The sequence below is a fragment of the Pleomorphochaeta naphthae genome (genome assembly GCF_055396005.1).
Genome location: NZ_AP042457.1, coordinates 1,550,379 through 1,570,566, shown reverse-complemented (window position 1 = coordinate 1,570,566; position 20,188 = coordinate 1,550,379). Strand labels below are relative to the sequence as shown.

General features: G+C 27.0%; 19 protein-coding genes and 1 pseudogene. 15 read left to right on the top strand and 5 right to left on the bottom strand.

Annotation, left to right across the window (positions count from 1 at the left end; all coding sequences use genetic code 11):
* The first annotated feature begins 199 nt into the window (after positions 1–199).
* Positions 200–883, top strand: a complete 684-nt coding sequence (locus ACZ5SO_RS07130; RefSeq protein WP_464627680.1) for a GntR family transcriptional regulator — start codon at positions 200–202, stop codon at positions 881–883.
* Between the two features lie 80 nt (positions 884–963).
* Here the strand turns inward: ACZ5SO_RS07130 and ACZ5SO_RS07125 are convergent, their stop codons facing one another.
* The 3 genes from ACZ5SO_RS07125 to ACZ5SO_RS07115 all read right to left on the bottom strand — a co-directional run bounded on the left by ACZ5SO_RS07125 (position 964) and on the right by ACZ5SO_RS07115 (position 3,480).
* Complete coding sequence (locus tag ACZ5SO_RS07125) at positions 964–1,593, bottom strand: hypothetical protein (RefSeq protein WP_464627679.1); 630 nt, start codon at positions 1,591–1,593, stop codon at positions 964–966.
* Between the two features lie 11 nt (positions 1,594–1,604).
* The gene (locus ACZ5SO_RS07120; protein WP_464627678.1) at positions 1,605–2,225 is read right to left on the bottom strand and encodes a hypothetical protein; all 621 of its coding nucleotides are present in this window, start codon (positions 2,223–2,225) and stop codon (positions 1,605–1,607) included.
* 226 nt (positions 2,226–2,451) lie between these two features.
* On the bottom strand, positions 2,452–3,480 hold the full coding sequence (locus tag ACZ5SO_RS07115; RefSeq protein ID WP_464627677.1) for a LacI family DNA-binding transcriptional regulator: 1,029 nt from the start codon (positions 3,478–3,480) through the stop codon (positions 2,452–2,454).
* Between the two features lie 219 nt (positions 3,481–3,699).
* Here ACZ5SO_RS07115 and ACZ5SO_RS07110 point away from each other — a divergent pair, with 219 nt between their 5' ends.
* The 9 genes from ACZ5SO_RS07110 to ACZ5SO_RS07070 all read left to right on the top strand — a co-directional run bounded on the left by ACZ5SO_RS07110 (position 3,700) and on the right by ACZ5SO_RS07070 (position 13,949).
* Positions 3,700–4,968, top strand: coding sequence for an ABC transporter substrate-binding protein (locus ACZ5SO_RS07110; RefSeq protein ID WP_464627676.1), 1,269 nt, complete (start codon positions 3,700–3,702; stop codon positions 4,966–4,968).
* Positions 4,969–5,030: 62 nt separating this feature from the next.
* Positions 5,031–5,915 (top strand): carbohydrate ABC transporter permease, encoded by an 885-nt coding sequence (locus tag ACZ5SO_RS07105; protein WP_464627675.1) that lies wholly within the window; start codon positions 5,031–5,033, stop codon positions 5,913–5,915.
* Between the two features lie 157 nt (positions 5,916–6,072).
* Positions 6,073–7,446 carry an IS1380 family transposase gene (locus ACZ5SO_RS07100; protein WP_464623994.1) on the top strand — a complete coding sequence of 458 codons (1,374 nt, stop codon included), beginning with the start codon at positions 6,073–6,075 and terminating at the stop codon, positions 7,444–7,446.
* 309 nt (positions 7,447–7,755) lie between these two features.
* Complete coding sequence (locus tag ACZ5SO_RS07095) at positions 7,756–8,496, top strand: carbohydrate ABC transporter permease (RefSeq protein WP_464627674.1); 741 nt, start codon at positions 7,756–7,758, stop codon at positions 8,494–8,496.
* Between the two features lie 10 nt (positions 8,497–8,506).
* Complete coding sequence (locus tag ACZ5SO_RS07090) at positions 8,507–9,181, top strand: PIG-L family deacetylase (protein ID WP_464627673.1); 675 nt, start codon at positions 8,507–8,509, stop codon at positions 9,179–9,181.
* A 12-nt stretch (positions 9,182–9,193) separates the two neighbouring features.
* Positions 9,194–10,360, top strand: coding sequence for a M20 metallopeptidase family protein (locus ACZ5SO_RS07085; protein ID WP_464627672.1), 1,167 nt, complete (start codon positions 9,194–9,196; stop codon positions 10,358–10,360).
* Between the two features lie 20 nt (positions 10,361–10,380).
* Positions 10,381–11,748: a family 4 glycosyl hydrolase gene (locus ACZ5SO_RS07080; protein WP_464627671.1), complete on the top strand. Its 1,368-nt coding sequence runs from the start codon at positions 10,381–10,383 to the stop codon at positions 11,746–11,748.
* Between the two features lie 3 nt (positions 11,749–11,751).
* Positions 11,752–12,690: a carbohydrate kinase family protein gene (locus ACZ5SO_RS07075; RefSeq protein WP_464627670.1), complete on the top strand. Its 939-nt coding sequence runs from the start codon at positions 11,752–11,754 to the stop codon at positions 12,688–12,690.
* A gap of 17 nt (positions 12,691–12,707) precedes the next feature.
* Complete coding sequence (locus tag ACZ5SO_RS07070) at positions 12,708–13,949, top strand: L-cysteine desulfidase family protein (RefSeq protein ID WP_464627669.1); 1,242 nt, start codon at positions 12,708–12,710, stop codon at positions 13,947–13,949.
* Positions 13,950–14,167: 218 nt separating this feature from the next.
* On the opposite strand, the gene ACZ5SO_RS07065 is transcribed toward ACZ5SO_RS07070, so the two are convergent.
* Positions 14,168–14,401 carry a hypothetical protein gene (locus tag ACZ5SO_RS07065; RefSeq protein WP_464627668.1) on the bottom strand — a complete coding sequence of 78 codons (234 nt, stop codon included), beginning with the start codon at positions 14,399–14,401 and terminating at the stop codon, positions 14,168–14,170.
* Positions 14,402–15,121: 720 nt separating this feature from the next.
* Here ACZ5SO_RS07065 and ACZ5SO_RS07060 point away from each other — a divergent pair.
* The 5 genes and pseudogenes from ACZ5SO_RS07060 to ACZ5SO_RS07040 all read left to right on the top strand — a co-directional run bounded on the left by ACZ5SO_RS07060 (position 15,122) and on the right by ACZ5SO_RS07040 (position 18,464).
* A complete protein-coding gene (locus ACZ5SO_RS07060) occupies positions 15,122–16,465 on the top strand; it encodes an AAA family ATPase (RefSeq protein WP_464627667.1) in 1,344 nt (447 codons plus the stop codon).
* A complete protein-coding gene (locus ACZ5SO_RS07055) occupies positions 16,455–16,850 on the top strand; it encodes an RloB domain-containing protein (RefSeq protein ID WP_464627666.1) in 396 nt (131 codons plus the stop codon). The genes ACZ5SO_RS07060 and ACZ5SO_RS07055 overlap by 11 nt, the downstream gene beginning before the upstream one ends.
* 332 nt (positions 16,851–17,182) lie before the next feature.
* A pseudogene (locus ACZ5SO_RS07050) lies at positions 17,183–17,431 on the top strand (HTH domain-containing protein); the annotation flags it as partial.
* Positions 17,432–17,556: 125 nt separating this feature from the next.
* Positions 17,557–17,943, top strand: a complete 387-nt coding sequence (locus ACZ5SO_RS07045; RefSeq protein WP_464627665.1) for an IS3 family transposase — start codon at positions 17,557–17,559, stop codon at positions 17,941–17,943.
* Complete coding sequence (locus tag ACZ5SO_RS07040; protein WP_464627664.1) at positions 17,859–18,464, top strand: DDE-type integrase/transposase/recombinase; 606 nt, start codon at positions 17,859–17,861, stop codon at positions 18,462–18,464. Before ACZ5SO_RS07045 ends, ACZ5SO_RS07040 begins: the two co-directional genes overlap by 85 nt.
* A gap of 422 nt (positions 18,465–18,886) precedes the next feature.
* Here ACZ5SO_RS07040 and ACZ5SO_RS07035 read toward each other — a convergent pair whose 3' ends face one another.
* Entirely contained in the window at positions 18,887–20,095 is a 1,209-nt protein-coding gene (locus tag ACZ5SO_RS07035) for a hypothetical protein (protein ID WP_464627663.1), read from the bottom strand.
* Between the last annotated feature and the right edge of the window lie 93 nt (positions 20,096–20,188).

The window sequence follows — 20,188 nt, the reverse complement described above, 5'->3', positions numbered from 1 at the left end:
TTATAGTATAGGAGCGAAATATAATTATATATAAGTAATTGTTTTTCACCAATATTTACTATTATTAGGAAAATGGAAACTGTTTTATATGATAATTAAGAGATTGTTGTATACATCAGATAATAAAAATATGTTATATACTAAATTATAATTTACAAGTAAAATAAATTTAATAAGTTAAAAAAAAGGAACATCCATTATGAAAACTGAAACACTGAAGCTCAAAGCTTATAATGCAATAAAGCGGAATATTATTGAATGTAAATATATTCCCGGTTCCATGATAAATGAAGAACAGTTAAAAGAAGAGTTGCAAATAGGGAGAACTCCAATAAGAGATGCACTTGGTAGAATTGAACAAGAAGGCTTGATTAAAATTAAACCTAAAAAAGGAATTTTAGTTACTCCCATTACAATTGAGGAAATAAATAAAATCTTTGAAGTTCGTTTATTAATTGAACCTTTTGCCTTACAAAAATATGGGTATCGTCTTGATAATGTTGAGTTAGTTTCTTATTTAAAGTACTTAAAGCTAGGTGATAACGGCAATTTAGATCGCAAAAAAATAATTGAATTAGATGATAAATTCCATGATTCAATAATCAACTGTGTCCCTAATAAATATATTATTACTTTTTATAGTATAATTACTTCTCAAAATAAAAGGCTGAGGATTTTATCTGGAAGTGAATATACTACTAGAATAAAAGATGGGGCAGATGAACATATTAAAATTATAGAAGCAATTTTAAGAGAAGATTTTGATGGAGCAAGTTTAGCTCTTGTAGAGCATTTAAATCAGTCTAAGAGTAGTGCCTTTAAATTACTAACAAAAATTCCACCACAAGTAGCAGCTTGGACTAATACACCTTCTGTAAACTAAATTCTAAAAAATATATTTTCTATAAATAGTCTTCTATGATAATAGAGGACTATTTGGCCTTTACTTATGTGTAAAGAAATTTAATTTAAAAATTTATAAATGAGATTTAAACTTGCTTTAGTACCCATTCCTGTAAAATTAACATCATACCCAGATTTTGAATCATCTTCTCTAAAGCAAAAATTATATATAGGTTGGTTAGTATTTATTTTAATATTTATATAGAAATTATCAGTAACCTTTGTACTTAATTCTACTCCTAAATATATCCCCCAATTAATATTAAATATATCATCGTTATCTAAAACAAAATATAAGGTATTCATGACTATTCCAGAACCAATTGATGAATAAGATTTTTCACTTATAGGTAAATGTATTTGCAATCCTAAAAAAGATTCGCTAAAGATTTGCCCATTAAAACTTTCTATTGTAGTGTAGGTAATATTATCTAAATCATCTAAATCCTCGTAGATAATTTTTGGAGATGCTAAAGTAATCTGGCCATAAGTATATAAGGTTTTTGAGTTTAGTAAGGATTTCTCAGTAGAAATATTTACACTTAAGCCCGATATTTCATAAGTGTCTAAAAAAAGGTACATGTAATTATCTATATATCCCAATCCCGTGCTAAGAGAATTTTTATTATCAGATGAGAAAATTGGAGTACAGATAATAATAGATAAAATAAATACAATAATTTTTTTCATATATTTTTCCTTTAAAATTTATATAGTATGGATAATTGACCTAACCCACCAAAACCTATAAATGAATTATTTAAATCATTAAAAAGTTCACCATCAAAATAATAATCAGTGAAGTAAATATTAAAGAAATCCGTTGATAGAAGAATACCAAAATCTATGTAAAAATCATTATTTAAAGAAAGATTTCCTCCAATACTTGCGTATGATCCGAAACTAAATAAAATCCATAAATTCTCAGGCGATTCTAAAGTTATTAAGTTAGTGTGGATGCCATAATTAGCGTAAAAATTTAGGTTGTAATTTATTAAAAAGTTATTTTTTATTCCTATAAAAGATTCAAACATATATCTAGTAGGATATTCTTCGTTTAAATTATATCCATCCATTTGAGCATCTATAAAAGATAGTGAATAATCGATAGAAAAAGAATATTTAGGTTTTTCTTTTTTTAAACTGTCTGTATTTATAGTTATACTTGGCCCTTTAAAATACATATCTTCACATAAGAAATGTACGTAGCTAGTAGTATAACCTCCACCGATTCCTAAATATTGATTAGTTTCTTTATAATTAAAAGCATAAATTGAAGTAGTTATAAAAAATAAAATAACTACTATTATAAATTTTTTCATAATATATTCTCTTTATTTCCGTTAATAAAAATAGTTTTGTTATATAAATAATATTAGATGCAAAACTATTATTTATGTAACATCTAATTATTTACCTAAATCTATGTATATGCAAGAAAAAAATACTAAATATTATTTGTACAAATGATAAAAAATTAAGGCCATACAAGATTCAACAATATGGGTACCGATTCAAAATTCATATTTTATTATGATATTATTTAGATTAATTTATTTTTTTAACAGATTGTCTTTTAATTATCTTATGAGGAACTATAATTTTATTATCTTCAAGAATATATTTTTTATTATCTACAACATATTCATTATTTTTATTTATTAATGATAAGACAGCTAATTTGCCAATAAGCTTAGCAGGTTGAGATACAGTCGAAAGGGTTGGTCTAAAAATAGAAGATAAGAAAATATTATCGAATCCTAAAATTGATATATCTTCTGGAACAGAGAATCCATTATCCATAGCAGCATTTAATGCACCGATAGCCATTGTATCGCTAGCTGCAAATATTGCAGTTGGTCGCTTCTTTAAAGAAAATAATTCATTAGCATTTTTATACCCTGCTTCATATGAAAAGTCACCAATTTTAAAAAAATTAGGATAAATATTAATATTATTATCTTTTAAAGCATCACAATATCCTTCATGTCTTAGTAAGCCACTTGTGGTATCCTTGTTAACTCCACCAATCATTGCAATATCTTCATGTCCATTATCGATTAAATATTTAACGGCTTCATAAGCTGCCTTATAATCATCAATATTGATATTTATAGAATTAAAACCTTTAATCAAGATACTAGTTTGAATTATTGGATAACTACAGTTATTTAATAATTCAAGGATCTTTTTGTTTACTTTTTCATGCATTAATATTAATCCGCAAATATACATTTCATTAAAAAGCTTTAAGTATTTAATTTCTTTAGATAAATCCTCTTGAATACTGCAAACGATGATATTGTAGCCAATTTTACTAGCTTCTTCTTCGATAGTAGATATCATAGTTGAATAATAGTCATAGCTTAAGTCAGGAACAATAACTCCTATAAGAGTGGATTTTCTACTAGCAAGACTTCTAGCAGCTTGACTGGGTTGATATTCTAATTCTTTAACAGCGGATAAAACTTTTTTCTTTAATGAAGGACTCACTTTCGCTTGACCGTTTAGAACCCTAGAAACAGTTGAAATTGAAACTCCAGCTTTTTTTGCTACATCAGTTATTTTAGCTCCCATAAGCACCTCATTACATTTTTATCATTTTTATATTATCATAAAAGACAATATTTGTCTTAAAAAATAGAAAGTTAAATAATCTTAAAGTAAATAAATTATTTCTTGACAAATAGCTAATTATAGTTCAGTATAGTTTTGAAAGCGTTTTCAAAATATTGGAATAAAGAGAGTGTTTTATGAAAGCCTTTTCATAAAATAGAGAAAAAGAGGGAGATGTAAATGAAAAAAATTAAAGTTATGTTTTTGTTTGTATTAATTAGTCTAATTTCACTTAGCTCAATTTTAGCTAAGGGAACAAATGAAGAAGTTGGTAAAAAGACATTAACAGTAAGTATTTGGGATGAAAACCAAAAACCTGCGATTGAGAAAATTTTGAGTGAATTTAATGCACAAAATAGTGAATATGAAGCTGTATTAGAATTAACACCTTGGAATTCTTATTGGACAAAATTAGATGCTGCAGCTGGGGCTAATCAAGCAGCAGATGTTTTTTGGATGAATGTTTATCTACCTAAATATGTTGAAGGTGATGTTATGTTACCTTTAGATGAATATATAGCATCTGCTAATATTGATTTAGATAATTATGTAGAAACAACAGTTAATATGTTCAAATATGATGGAAGCACTTGGTGTTTACCAAAAGGTATGGACACAGTTGTAGTTGCATATAATAAAGCAATTTTTGATAAATATGGTGTTGATTATCCTAAAGAGGGCTGGACTTGGGAAGATATGAAATCTACAGCTACTCAATTGAAAAATGCAATTGCAACAGCTAATGGCAGTGAATATCCACTCTTAATGGAACTAGATGCACAACCATCCCATTTTAACTTTGCCTATCAAACCGGTGGCTATATAATCAATTCAGATTATACTAAATCAGGTTATAATCTAGATAGCACAGTTGAATCATATGAGAATGTTGTTGACCTATTTAATGAAAAACTATTAGCACCATACACTGTATTATCAGAAACTAAAGGTACTGATTTGTTCTTATCAAAAAGAGGAGCTATGGTATTTATTGGCTCATGGCAAGCTGCAGTATTGGAAAAATCATCAATTGCTGAAGCAAAGAATTTAGGTCTAGTTACAATGCCATCACAAGAAAAAGACAATACCTCAGTTATTGGTGGATTAGGATATGGAATATATAAAAATACTAAATACCCAGAAGGTGCTTTTCAACTAGTTTCATTTATCACGGGAGAAGCTGGTAATAAAATTCAAGGAGAAGAAGGAATAGATATACCAGCATACAAAGCTGCCCAAGTCTATTACAAAGATCATTTTAAAAATATTGATGCACAAGCTTTCTTCGATGCTGCAACTAATTCAGTACCATTTCCAGCTGGTCCAGATATCAATGCATGGTTTGGAATAATTAATGATAATGTAGCTAGAATTTATGCACAAGAGATTACTGCAAAAGAAGGTTGTGATATTATTTATGACCAAATGCAAGCTATTTTAGACAAGTAGTTATGTTTTATATTCCAGTATTTAAATACTGGAATATATATCTTTTTTTCAAGGTGGGGGTTATGACAAGCAAAGAACATAAAGAAATAAGGAGTGCATACCTTTTTATATTACCGTTATTATTGGGTTTATCACTTTTTTATTTTTTTGCTTTTTTTCAAAACTGTGCTTATAGTTTTACCGATTTGTCTTCATTTGGTAAGCCTAATTATATTGGATTAGAAAATTATAGGAAATTATTTAGTGATGAAAAATTTATTATTTCTTTAAAAAATACTTTCATGTATGTAATTTTAGGAGTTCCTTTAGTTTTAGTATTATCTACACTAACTGCTGTATTTTTAAACTCAATCAATAGATTTAAGACTTTATTTAGGACAAGTTTATTTTTACCAGCTGTTACAATGCCTGCTGCAATCGGATTGCTTTGGAGATGGTTATATAATTATGAGTTTGGAATAATTAATTTTATATTAGAAAAATGTGGATTAGAAAAAATTGCTTGGTTATCTAATACAAATTTAGTAAAAATTTCAATTACAATAGTATTAGTTTGGAGCATGGTCGCAATATATACAATTATAATAATGGCAGGATTACAGAATATTTCTAAAACATATTATGAAGCAGCAAAGATAGATGGGGCTTCTCCAATAAAAATATTTTTTAAGATTACCTTACCTTTACTAACTCCAACCTTATTTTTTTCAACAGTAATGACTACAATAGGTATTTTTCAAATATTTGATTTTATTTTTTTAATGATACAACCAACAGCATTGAGTTTAAGATATAGCATGTCTTTAGTTTATTATTTTTATGATCGTGCTTTTATAGCCTTTGATAAAGGTTTTGCTGCAGCAATATCTATGGTTTTGTTTTTTATTATTTTAATTGTAACCATTATCCAGTTAAAATTTCAGAAAAAGTGGGTATATTATGAGTAAAGCAAAAAATTCAAATTCGATAATTTATATAATACCTGAATCCGTATAGAATACAAAATAAGTAAAATATATCAACATATGTATAGTAAATTATAGACTAAAAAAGCCTCTTATGTTACAATTAAATTATCACAAAAAACGTAACAGGAGAGGCCAAATGATTGATTTTGATTCTACAACAATTACACTAGAGAGTAAAGCAGGTTTAAACTTAATTTCTAAAATTTTAACATTTGCAATGATGAAAGTTAATGATAATGCTGAATATGATTTGGATACCCTTAAATCTAAAAGTCTTTTAGAAAATGAAACTATATATAAAACCTTAGTTGGTTTAAACTCTATGGGATTTACTAATTTTTCTGATGTAGAGCAATTTAGAAATAATGAAGTATTTAAAGAATGTTTAAATCTTAAATTCACTCCTGCTCAAGAAACACTAAGATTGTATTTAGAGAAAGAACGTAGTGCAAATTTTATTGAACATTGTAATTTAGTTAATATTGAATTACTAAAGAAAGTTTCTTTCCCATGTGAAAAGATAAGTGAAAAATATATTCCATTAGATTTTGATGTAACACCTATGATTAATCCTAAATGCAATAAAGAAGAATGTTCTAGAACATATAAAGGGGAAGATGGGTTTGCACCACTTATGAGTTACTTAGGCTCTTATTGTATTGGAGCTGAACTTAGACCTGGAAAACAACATTCTCAAAAAGATTCAATACCGTTTGTTCAAAAGGTATTGGATAATGCTAAAGAGATACTTACTTTAGAAGATTATAGTAAAGTGTTGTGTAGATTTGATAGTGGTCATGATAGTGTAGAAACTATTAATGTACTTGATAAAAATAATGTTAACTTTATTATCAAGAAAAAATGTAGAAGAAACGACTATTCACAAGATTTATTAGAAAGAGCTAAATCATTATATGATAAAAAGATATCATATGATTATAGACAAACAACTGTATACTATGGTTATTTTACCCAAATGTATCCAGTAGGAAAAGAAAATGTTACAAATAAGGCTCAAATAGCATTTAAGATAAAAGAGATTTATGAAGATAAAAAAGGTAATATATTATTATTTCCAGAAATAGAAGTAGAGCTTTATTGGACTAACCTTATTGAAGATGCAATAACAGTAGTTAATCTATATCATGATCATGCAACAAGTGAACAATATCATAGTGAAATAAAAACTGATTTAAACTTTGAAAGATTAGCATCTGGTAAATATAGAGTAAATGAAATGTTATTAGCAGCTATTACTAATGCTTATAACATTTTGAGAATAATTGGAGATATTACATTATTAAATCAATTCTATTTACCTGAAGGAACTAAGGGTAATAAAGATAGAATTAGAATGAAGACAATATTAAGAGATATTATTTATACTAGTGCCAGATATATGAGAAAAGGAAGAAATAAAGTGCTTCGACTCTATAAGAATAATCCTTGGACAGGGTTGTTATTAAGAATTGATAAATTTATTAACATATATTTTCCGCTTTCTGTTTAACACTCAAATAATATAAATACAAAACAACAGAAATAATACTTCTAATATCAATTAGAAGAGTTTAGTATGACTGAAAAAAGTTGTATTTGGAAAAAATTAAAAATATTATTCTTTCTTCTATCAAAATAATGGAATAAAATGTAAAAATAGAAATTGCTAAAACAAATAGACAAGATAAAATCCGTACAACAAAATAATTCAATTATAAAATAGCCAAAAATTAGCTATAATTATCAATTATTAAGATTTATACGGATTTAGGTAATATTAATTTTTAGTGTTATTTTAACAATAGCTCCATTTTTCTGGATGTTTTTAACCTCTATAAAAACTTTTGAAGAGGCTATTGCAATACCACCTATTATTTTTCCTAAATCGCCTCAATGGGTAAATTATTTAATCATATCAGAAAAATTTCCTTTTGTTAGATTATATTTAAATACAATAGTAGTAATAATATTTGTAATTATAGGGCAATTAATAATCAGTTCTTTAGCAGCATACGCATTTGCAAGATTAAAATTTCCAGGGAATAACTTTATTTTTGTCTTAGTTTTAGCTTTATTGATGCTACCTAGCCAAATTTTTTTAATACCTCATTACAATATAATGATCTGGTTAAAAAGTACTGATACAATTAGGGCTTTGATATTGCCAAATTTATTTAACGCATTTGGTGTCTTTATGCTTAGGCAATTTTATATGAGTATACCTAAAACATTAGATGAAGCTGCTACTATTGATGGATGTTCATATTTTCGAATTTATAGACAAATATTATTGCCATTGCTAAAGCCAGGTTTAGTATCTTTAGCTATTATAACAGCATTAAATACTTGGAAAGCTTTAATGTGGCCATTAATTGTAAATAGATCAATTAATAAGATGACCTTATCTGCTGGATTGGGTTTATTAATTGGAGAACATACAACATATTACGAACAAGTTATGGCCGGTGGAGTTATATCAGTTTTCCCAATGTTAATTATATTTATGATTTTTCAAAAGAGTATTGTTGAAGGTATCGCAAATACAGGAATAAAAAATTAAAGGTGAAATTATGTTAGATATATTATTTATTGGTGCTCATCCTGATGATGAGCAAGCTATTGCAGGAATAATGTTAAAAAGTAAAAAAGAAGGATTATCAACAGGGGTAATTATCTTAACAAAAGGTGAATCTGGAGGTTTTGCTTCAAAAAATGTAAGAGTAAATGAATTAAAACAGGCTGCTAAAGCTATGGACTTAGATTATCTTAGAAATTTAGATTTTGAAGATAGTGGTATTGAATTTACAAAAGATGCTGTTGATAAATTAATACCGCTATTAGTTGAAACTAAGCCTAAAATTGTAATAACAATCCATCCAGATGATTATCATCCAGATCATGTAGCCGTATCAAAAATAGTAGATAGAACAGTTTTTGTAGCCGGTTTAAAAAAATACATGGGTGATCAAACCTGGCATCCTTCGCATGTCCTATATGTTTCTTTAGATGGAAGAACTAATAAAAAGAGGGCCGATATTTTAATAGACATAGATGAAGTGATTTCTCAAAAGATAAAAAGTATGAAATGTTATGAATCACAACAGATAGATAAGTTTTTGTTAACTAATTCTAAATATTTAGGAAATTTGGCTGGCTGTGAATATGCAGAAGGCCTTTATCTTAAACAACCTATAGTTTTAGATAAAATAGATTCTCTTATTACAAAAAATAAATTTGGTAGATAAATTAGGTAATTTATGGAAGATTATAAAATAAATTTAAAACAAAAAAGTGAAGCTATAGAAAATAGGCGTTGGTTACATAAAAATCCTGAATTAGGTTTTAATTTAGATAAAACAATAAACTATATACTTAGAGAATTAAAAAAAAATGATATAGATTATAAACTTGATAATAATAATATTATAAGTGTCAATTTTGGAAATAGAGGTAAAACTCTTTTATTTAGAGCCGATATGGATGCTCTTCCTATTAAAGAAAAAACAAACCTTGAATATATTTCCCAAAACGATAATATGCACGCTTGTGGGCATGATTTTCATAGCTCTATTTTATTAAATGTAGCAAAAATTATAAAGAAAAATGAGCAAAGCTTAACCAATAAAATCAAATTAATATTTCAACCAGCAGAAGAGATTATTGAAGGTGGTAAAAAAGTAGTTGAGAGTGGATATCTAGATGATGTTGATAATGCCTTAATGTTTCATGTATATCCTTCTTTAGATGTTGAACCTGGAACAATAATAGTTCCAAATCCTGGACCAACTACACTTTCTACTGATTTCTTTAAAATTACCATAGAAGGTGTTGGCGGTCATGGTGCAATGCCAGAAAAAACTATTGACCCAATAATTGTTGCCTCTCATTTAATTATTAATTTAATGAATATTTGTGAGAGAGAAATTTCTTTTTTAGATTCAACTTTAATTACAATAGGGAAGGTTATTTCAGGAGAAAAAAGTAATGTTATAGCTTCACAAGCAGTAATTGAAGGTTCTATTAGAAGCTTTGATGAAAAAAATAAACAATTTATATATTCAAGGATTGAAGATATATCAAAGTATACAGCGAAAACATTTAGAGCTAAAGCAAAAGTAGAAATTCTAAATGGTTGTCCAAGTGTAGTATCTGATAAATTATTTTTGGATAAAATTAAAAAAATATTTTCAAAAGAAAATATAAATTATGATATTTCAACAAAATATTTTAATGAAGGTAAATTTATATTTGGTGAAGACTTTTCATTTTATTCATCAAAAGTTCCTTCAGTAATCTGTTTAGTCGCATCTGGTAGAAGTGAAGAGGGATATAAATATCCACTACACAATCCAGAAGTAATTTTTGATGAAGATTTATTAGTTAATGCAATAAATGCTTTTGTATCAATTGCGTTTAATTTTTAATTGATTTTAGGAGTAAAAAAATGAAATTAGCAGTTCTCGGTGGTGGTGGAGTGAGATCTATGTTTTTAGCAAAAAGTCTCACTCAACGTGCTAAAGAATTAAATATAGATGAAATTGTATTTATGGATACAAATTTAGAGAAGTTAAATATCTTTGGAAAAATGGCTCAGGAAGTTGCAAAAAGGATAGATAGTAATATTTTATTTACATTGACAAATGATGCTAAAACAGCTGTTAAAGATGCAAAATATATAATTACTACAATTAGGGTTGGTGGTGATAGAAAGAGAATTGATGATGAAACAATAGCCTTAAAGCATAATGTAATTGGACAAGAGACAACAGGGGCAGCGGGGTTTTCTTTTGCAATGAGGTCAGTTTCTGTGTTAGCTAATTATTGTGAGCTAATAAAAAAATATTCTAAAGAAGATGTAAAAGTATTTAATTTCACGAATCCAGCAGGAGTAGTATCTCAAACTCTTAGAGATATGGGGTATGATTTTACATATGGAATTTGTGATGCACCTAGTGGACTTTTGCATGACTTTGCCAAGATTTATGAAGTTGATCCATCTAGTGTAGTTGGTGAGTGCTTTGGTCTAAATCATTTATCCTTTTTTAATAGTATTAAGATTAATGGAAAAGAAGAATTAAATAATATAATAAATAATGAGAGAATATATAAAGAGAGCGAAATGAGATATTTCTCTAAAGAAATAACAGAACATTTTGGATATATTATCAATGAATATTTATATTACTTTTTTTATAGAGAACAAGCATTAAATAATATTTTAAATTCAAGTCAAACAAGAGGACAATTAATTAATGAAGTTAATAAAGGTTTAATTAATGAATTGAAAGAGTATGATATAAGCAGAGATTTTGATGTTTGTTTAAAGATATTTGAAAAATGGTATGATAAAAGAGAATCGGCATATATGAAAAATGAAACGGGAGTTAATAAGAGTAAAACACCATTTACTTTTGATATTTACTCTCCGGATTTAGGTGGATATGCAGCAGTTGCTTTAAACTTCATTGAAGCTGTAGAAACTAATAAAAAAGTAAATATGATAATGTGTGTACCTAATAATGGAGCAATTAAAGAATTAGAAGATACAGATATAGTGGAAGTAACTTGTACTATAGACAATAATAAAGTAATAAATCATAAATTTACAAATATAGATGAGACAATTTTAGCGTTAATTAAAAAAGTTAAAACATATGAAAGATTGGCATCAAAAGCTTTGAGGGATAAAAATAAAAGCATAGCAATTGATTGTTTATTTTCTCATCCTTTAGTTAATTCTTATTCATTATCAACTACTTTGGTAAAAGAATATTTAGAATCGAATAAAGACTATGTAGAAGGGTGGAAATAAAATATGAGTTTTGTAGCAAGTACAGGTATTATTAATGTTGATATATTATATGGAGATGTAAAAAACGTTCCAAAAGAAGGAACAGAAATATTTTCTAAAGCCTTTGATATTCAACTAGGCGGTGGAGCCGCTGCTACTATGATCAATCTATCAAGATTAAACGTTCCAACAAAATTAATAACATTGCTTGGAGATGATACATTGTCAGAATTAGTAAAAGAACAGTTAAATAATTATAATCAACCATACCTAAATATATATAGTGGTAAAGAGATGCCTTTAACTGTAACTTCAGTTATGGTTACAAAAAAAGATAGGACATTTATTTCCTATAGAAAAGATATACCAATAACAGAGAGTATGAAACAAAAGGTTTTTGAATATTGTAAAGGGGCAAAAATAGTACAAATTCAAGAAGGCTATGAGGATGTATATTTAAAACTAAAAGAGTTATATCCTGATACTATATTTGTTTATGATACAGGTTGGGTAGATCATTTAAGCATAGAGAAATTTGAAAAATATTTAAAAATAGCTGATTATTTTACTCCTAGTATACCTGAAGCATTAAAGATAACAAATACTGATAATATGCTTGATGCAGCCAAAATTTTGCATAAATATTTTAAGAAAGTAATTATAAAATTAGATACTAAAGGCTGTTTTGTTAGTACAGAAAGTGAACAATACGTGATTCCAGCTTTAGATTGGATAAAGAAAATAGATTCAACTGGAGCTGGTGATGCTTTTCTTAGTGGTTTTATTTATGGCCTCTATTATGACAAAGACATATCTGATTGTGTTATATATGGAAATATTTCTGGAGGTTATTGCGTTAAGGATTTAGGCTGTTTGACATCTTATCCTAGTGAAAAAGAGTTCGAGACAAATTATGAAAGAGTTAAGAATTTAATTGATTATAATGTTGAAAATTATCTATAAAAAACGAGGATAATACTTTGAGTGATGAAATTAATAAAAAAATTATAAATATTTTAAATAGAGAGTTAATTATAGCCCTTGGTTGTACTGAACCAGCATCAATTGCTTTTATTTCAGCAGTAGCTATTGAAAATTTTAATAGTGATATTGAGAAAATAAAAATTGAATGTAGCACTAATATAATTAAAAATGTTCATGGTGTATCAATACCAAATACAAATAATAGGAAAGGGATAAAGTATGCTATTGCAGCCGGTATGCTTATAAAACAATCAAGTAAGAAATTAAAAATACTTGAAGCATTAAAAGAAGAAGATATAGAAAAGATAGATAATTTTGTTGAAAATACTGATATTGAAATAATAAAATCTCAGATTAAAAATACACTTTTTCTAAGAATTGAAATTTTAGGATTTAGAGAAAAAGTGTTAGTTGAATTAATTGACGGTCATACTAACATTACTAAAATAGTAAAAAATGATGAGGTGATTTTTGAAAAAGAGTATAAAACAAATATATCAGCAAATAATCAATATGATTTAAACTTTGAAGAAATATTTGAATTTATTAATAAAGTAGATATTCAACTAATACCTAAATGTATAAAAGATCAAGTTGAGTTAAATTATCAAATTGGTAAATGGGGCCTTTTAAATAATAAAGAAATAAATATTGGGCAGTATTTTAAAGATGAAAAAATTGATATAGCATTAGTAGCATCAGCAAGTGAAGCAAGAATGTCAGGGTGTAATTTACCTGTTGTAATAAATAGTGGATCAGGTAATCAGGGGCTTGTTGTATCTCTTCCGCTAATAAGCTATGCAAGGAGAAATAAACTTCCCAAAGATATCTTATATCGAGCGATAATGCTTTCTAATTTATTAGCAATTTGGCAAAAGCAAGAGTTTAGTAAATTATCGGCATTTTGTGGTGCTGTAAATGCTGCTGCAGCAGTAGGAGCTGCATTAACATGGCTAAAAGGCGGCAATGCATATCAAGTGAAAGAGTGTATAAGCAATACTTTAGCATCAGTGGCCGGAATGTATTGTGATGGGGCAAAAATTTCCTGTGCCTTTAAAGTAGCAATATGTGTTGAAAATGCTACAATCGCAAGTTCAATGGTTTTAAATAATAAAATATTTCATAGTGGAGAAGGGATTATAAAAGCTAGTGTTGAAGAAACAATTAGTAAAACGGCAACCATTGTTAATAGCTGTTCTGATTTAGATAATCTCATATTAGATGTAATTTTAAATTGAACAATTAAATATTTTTGAGTGATAAAGTTTTTTATTTCAAATTAATGTATAATATAAGTTTGAAATAGAGCCTTTAAAGTAGATTTAATAGTTTTAAAACTGCTTTTGAGGCTCTTTTTGTTAATATGGATACAGATAAAATAAGTTTCTAGTGAGTAGAATATTTAAAGAATAGATTAATATTATTTATAATTTAAACCTTTTTTGTGTTTAGAAAATTACTTTTTATGTAAACCTATAGCTAAAAAGGTTATTCCAGCTGCAAGTAGAATGGCGCCAATACCAAATTCAGATTTTGTAAAGCTAATTAATATTCCTTGAATGATAATAAAACTTCCATAAATTTTGAAATTTAAACTTTGCACATAGACTCTACGACTTATAAAAAAAATAGTGATAAAAATAATAGAGACTGCTATATTTAAGAAAATATTAGTTATAAAAGCTAGCATAAGATTCCTCGATATTTATTTTATTTTTTAAAATTGTAAATTAATGTCGATAATTTTAACAGAGTAAAAGATATAAATAATTAAAAACAAATTATAAAAATTGAAGGCAATTTTGTTTCTCCTCAGTATGTTAATAATATCTCAATTGATATTTGGATGATTTAAAACTAGCAAGTGATAATCTACTATGCTTCATTAGTACTTGATTCAAAGAATTTATGATATGTTTTATAATTTAAAAGTATAGCTAAATTTAATATCTGTTAATATATTTAAAAATCAACAATATAACTATATTTATCAACTTGATAAGTAAATTGTATGTTTGTAATCAATTAAGCTTCTATGTTTGAGGTAGCGCTATCATTATTTAAATTCTATAAATAATAAGAGGAAAGATGAAAGGTAAAAATGAAAGCTTTAAATAAAATGAATTAGTCTAATTTAAATTAGATTAAAGTTTTATTAACTTTATTATTGTTAAATAGACAATGTTTTTTAATAGTCAAAGAAACATATATAGATAATCTTTTTAATAAAAGAAATTCCTTATTTATTATAAAATAGATGGTTAAATTATCCTAAATAATGTTAGTCCATAATATTAAAAAATTATTATTTTGCGAATAATTCGCAATATTATAAAATTTTTCTTGAATTGTAAAATTTTTAGGTTTATAATAGCAATATATCCGCATAAATAATCATTAGGAGGATAATGTGTTATTAGAATTTAAAACAAGTAATTTTAAATCATTTAAGGATGAAATAATTTTCTCTCTAATTCCGTCCGCTAAACAGAAAGGTTTAGATTATAGTATTATAACTAAAAAAATAGCGAAGAAAAACTATAAAGCTATTTGTTCTTCTGTTATTTATGGACCAAATGCTTCTGGTAAAACAAATATTATTAGTGCAATAGATACTTTTAAACAAATTGTGTTAAGAGGGCATATAAATAATATTGAAGAAACTCAATCACCTAATTTCGCAGCATATTCGATTGAATTGATACCAAACAATTTATTAGTTGAAGCAAAACCAGTATATTTTTATATTAAATTTATTGAAGAGGAGTTTCTATTTGAATATTCTATCAAATTAGATTTAGGGAAGTTTTTACAAGCTGATTACAAAAGGAAAATAGTTGAAGAAGAATTAAGTATAAACAGTAAAAAAGTATTTTTTAGAACTAATACTTCACTTGAAGTTTTTAAGACCAAAGAGCTTAAAGAAATATTAAGAGATGATGTAATGCTTCAATTTGATAATCTAAGAGCTATTGCTTTAAGTAATATTCACGATAATGAATTATTTTTGCTAAATGGTTTTAAAAATATTTACAGTTCGAAAATTGTATCGATTATAACAAATTGGTTTGAAAAAAAGTTAAATACTTATTGTAGATGTGATCTATTAAATTGTACTAAAAGTATTGAGGATAATAAAGAAAACTCTATCTACATTGAAAAGACCATTGATGATGCTGCTAAAACTTTTGGAATTAATTCCAATGCATTAGGCTATGTTAAAGATGAAGAAAGTAGTAAATCTAGACTTGTTTCCGTCTTCGATAAATCTAAAATTGCTATTCCTGCAAAGATCTTTGAATCTTATGGAACCATTAGATTTGTAAACATTTTTCCAATTATACTTAGAATTTTAGTTAATGGTGGTGTTTTGATTGTTGATGAATTTGATGCATCAATCCATCCAAATGCTTTAATGAATATAATTAATATTTTCCACAATGATGAAATAAATATAAATCATGCTCAACTAATATTTAATACACATAATCCTATTTTTTTAAACAGTTCATTATTTAGAAGAGATGAAATTAAGTTTGTTGAAAGAGATGATCAAACTCACTTAAGTTATCATTATTCATTATCAGATTTTCCAACTGCAACTACCAAAAATGGTCCAGGAGTTAGAAAAGGCGAAGACTATTTAACAAATTATTTTATAGATAAATATGGGGCTATTAAAGATATTGATTTTACTGAAATTGTAACTCGTATTTTAAAATCTAATAAAAGGGTAGAGAAAGATGAAGACTAATAAAACATATTATTTTTCAGTAGAAGGAGAAACTGAAGTTTTGTATTTTAATTGGTTAGAAGAGCAAATAAATAAAGTTGAGAATAGGATTTTTAATGCTAAATTCAATGCTACGAAATATCAGAGTCCAACAAGTCGTGTAAAGAATCTAAAAAATAAAAATGGAATCCTGATAACTCATGTTGTTGATGTTGAAGGAAAAACAAAAAAAGATATAAATAAATTTGAAAGTGTCTTAGATAGAATGAAAGAAGCTGAAGGCTTGGGTGATAAAGTCATATACAATTTGGCATATAGTAACTTATCGTTTGAATTGTGGATGTGGTTAATCCTATTGCGAACTCGTCAGGCCAATTACTATCCTAAATATACAATGAACAAGTAAGTTAATAATTTCTTAAATTATTTAATAAATTACTATATTTTAAGTGTGCCAAATTGCGAACATTATTATACACTATCAATGACATAGTCAAAAAGATAAATCTGAAATAAATTGTATTAGAATTAAAATATTTTTTGTTATTTTGAACCGGCACGGAAAGTTTGGACATTTTAATAAAACTTAATCTTCATAAAATACCACATTGAAACATATTTTTAGAAAATATTAGTTATGATATACTAGTCTTGATGGAGATTTAGAAAAGGTACTTTAATGAAGAAGAAATTGCTAAAATAAAAGCAAATGAGTATGCCTAAAAAGTTAGTGAAAAATCAATTAAATATACTTTAGAATTTAAAAAGGAATTTTGGAGAAGATATCAAGGTTGCCAATCACTAGAAACTATATTTCTCGATTTAGGTTTTGATTTAGATATCATTAATCGTGAGAGAATTTATGGATTAACTAATAATATTAAAAGACAGGCTACAAGAGCAAATGGATTTGAAGATCAAAGAGTCAATAATTCTAGACCTAGAACTAAAGAGGCAATATCTGTTGAAGAGAAGCTTAAAGCTTAAGAATTAGAGATAAAAAAATTAAATCAAAAGTTGGAATTCCTAAAAAAAAATATCATGATAGAGGAAAAATATTCACTATCGCGACAGCAGAGAAGGAAGAAAAAAAGAAAATAATACAAGCACAATTGCTAGATTCAGAAAATCTATTAACAGTTGAAGAATTATGTTTAATAGCAGCAATATCAAGAGCTAGTTATTACTATTGGCTTAACTCTAAGGATAATCGTGATGAAAGAGAGTCAGAAGATAGAGCTGCAGTTGATATAATATTAAATGTCTATAAGCATAGAAAGTTTAAGAAAGGTTCAAGACAAATCTATATGATACTAAGAAATACACCAAATAAGATGAGCTTAGAGAAGATAAGAAGATTGATGAGAAATATGGATTATTTTGTCCAATCAGGAAAGCTAACCCATATAGGAAAATGCTTAAAGCAACCCAAACAAGTACTTATGCAAAAAATAGAGTTCAAAGGAAATGGAGAGATTATGGACAAAGAGAGTTATTAACAACAGATATTACTTACATGTATTATGGAGTTAATAGAACTAAAAAAGCCTATTTATCAGTAATAAGAGATGCTTGTACAAAACAGGTTTTATCATTTGTATTGTCAGATAATTTAAGAGAAGAGTTTGTATTAGAAACTGTTGACCAATTAATAGAAAGATATGGAAGCCAATTAAGTAAGAATGTAATTATCACAAGTGACCAGGGTGTACATTACTCTGCAAGAGAATATAGAAGGAAATTAAAGAAGTATAATATCACTCGCTCGATGAGTAGACGTGTGAACTGCTGGGATAATTCAACGCAAGAAAGCTTTTTTGGTCATATGAAAGATGAGATAGATATTAAAGAATGTAATAGATTTGAAGAATTAAAATATTGTATTAATGAGTATATGAATTATTACAATAATGAAAGATACCAATGGGATATTTGTAAAATGGTTCCTAATCAATATAACAAGTATTTGAGGAATGGCCATTATATTATTCCTGGAAAAGGCAAAGTCAAAGTTGCATAATTACAACTTTAACTTTTGGATAATGTGGTATACTAGATTAAGTAAAATAAAGTTTGTCTAAAAAATGCGAACCAGTTCAGTTTATATGTTAAGTATAATATAATAGTAAAATGTTTTACGTTAACAAAAATAGAAAGGAATCAAGGATATCCAAGCTTACAATGTATTAGGTTAGAATTATATTTTTAGAGTGAATATTTAATTTAAATAGATCATAAAATCATTTTCGAATTTTTATAATCATGGATTTAAAAATGATAGATATAATAAAGTGATAAATTAATTTTGTTTTGATGTAAAGTATCAAATATAATTTAAATATTACCATTATATAATTCTAAAACTACAAAATAAAAAAGAGCCATTGTAAATAGTATCGATTAGATAAATACAATGACTCAGGACTTAATTGTTAGTAGGATCTAATTTTCAATATAGGGTACTATATCATTGTTTATATCCGGTCCAAAAAATTTAAAGGCTACCAAATCTTCTTTTCCAGTATTTTTTATTTTTACTCCCTTTATTGCTTTATCATGGCAAACTAAAAATTCGTCGTTAGAATCAGTTAAAGAAACTTTTTGACCTATTACAGGTCTTTTTTCAACTAATCCTTGTCCTTTCCAAATGAAAAGGCCATATAGGCCAAGAGCTTTAGTGGTATATTCACAACCTGGTTTAATGGTAATTCTAGTTCCATTGAATTTATGTGTATTATACCAAATCCATTCTTCTTTAACACCTTTTGGAGTTTTCTCACTAATTGGTTGAGGGGAGAGGTGATGGTGTTCAAAGAAATGTGAGTCTGAACAAGCTTCCCAGTCAATTTGTTGCAATGCTGCTTTTTCTGGTCCTAATTTATCTATTTTATCTTTAGATATATCTTTGCTCAGTAACCTTTTGCTTTGAGGATATCCCTCAATGTTTGCCTGGAAAACAGCCATAACATCGGATGATTCTTGTAGCTCTAATGTTAGAGCTGTGCCAGGAGCATGTAAGATGCCAGATGGCAAATGGAATCCTTCACCAGGAATATTTTGATATGCAAATGAATATTTTAAAATCGAATCACCTTCCCATTTTTTTAAATAAGGAATAAAAATCTCTTCTTGCAAATTCTTTTCAACTACAGAGGGGACAACTCCAAAAAATGTCTCAGGATGAGCTCCTAAATCTGCATCCAAATAGTAGTAAGCTTCTTCCTTAGATCTCAAACCAACTAGATCAGCATCTTTTTGCATCTGATGAATGTGATAAAAAAGTCTAGTTTTAAAATCATATATCTTAAGGAGTCTACCTAAGCATTTATGGTTAATATAATAATCTTTGCCAAAGGCCTTTTCACCTAAAATATCTAATGCTTCAATAAGAAGTAAATCTTTTGTTTGTTCAGAAAGTTTTACATAAGATTGCCCTTCATGTGGGGTAAAGATTGTATTATCTGTTTGTGTTTCAGATACTAACCATCTTTCGCAAATTGCTCCTTTTTCTCCAGCATCATATTCCTCGTCAGATAAACTGAGTCTTTTTCCTGGTGGTAAAAAATCTCTTGTTACCCAACATGGTTTCATTTGAAGTATGCCATCAAATTTTTCAAAATCATCTAAAAGTACTTCTTCTTTTGTCCTCATATAAAACCTCCTAAAATTTTATTTGACAGATTAAATTAACAATGTTACTATATTGTTAACGTTAACAATATTAACACGAGATTGAGGATAAGT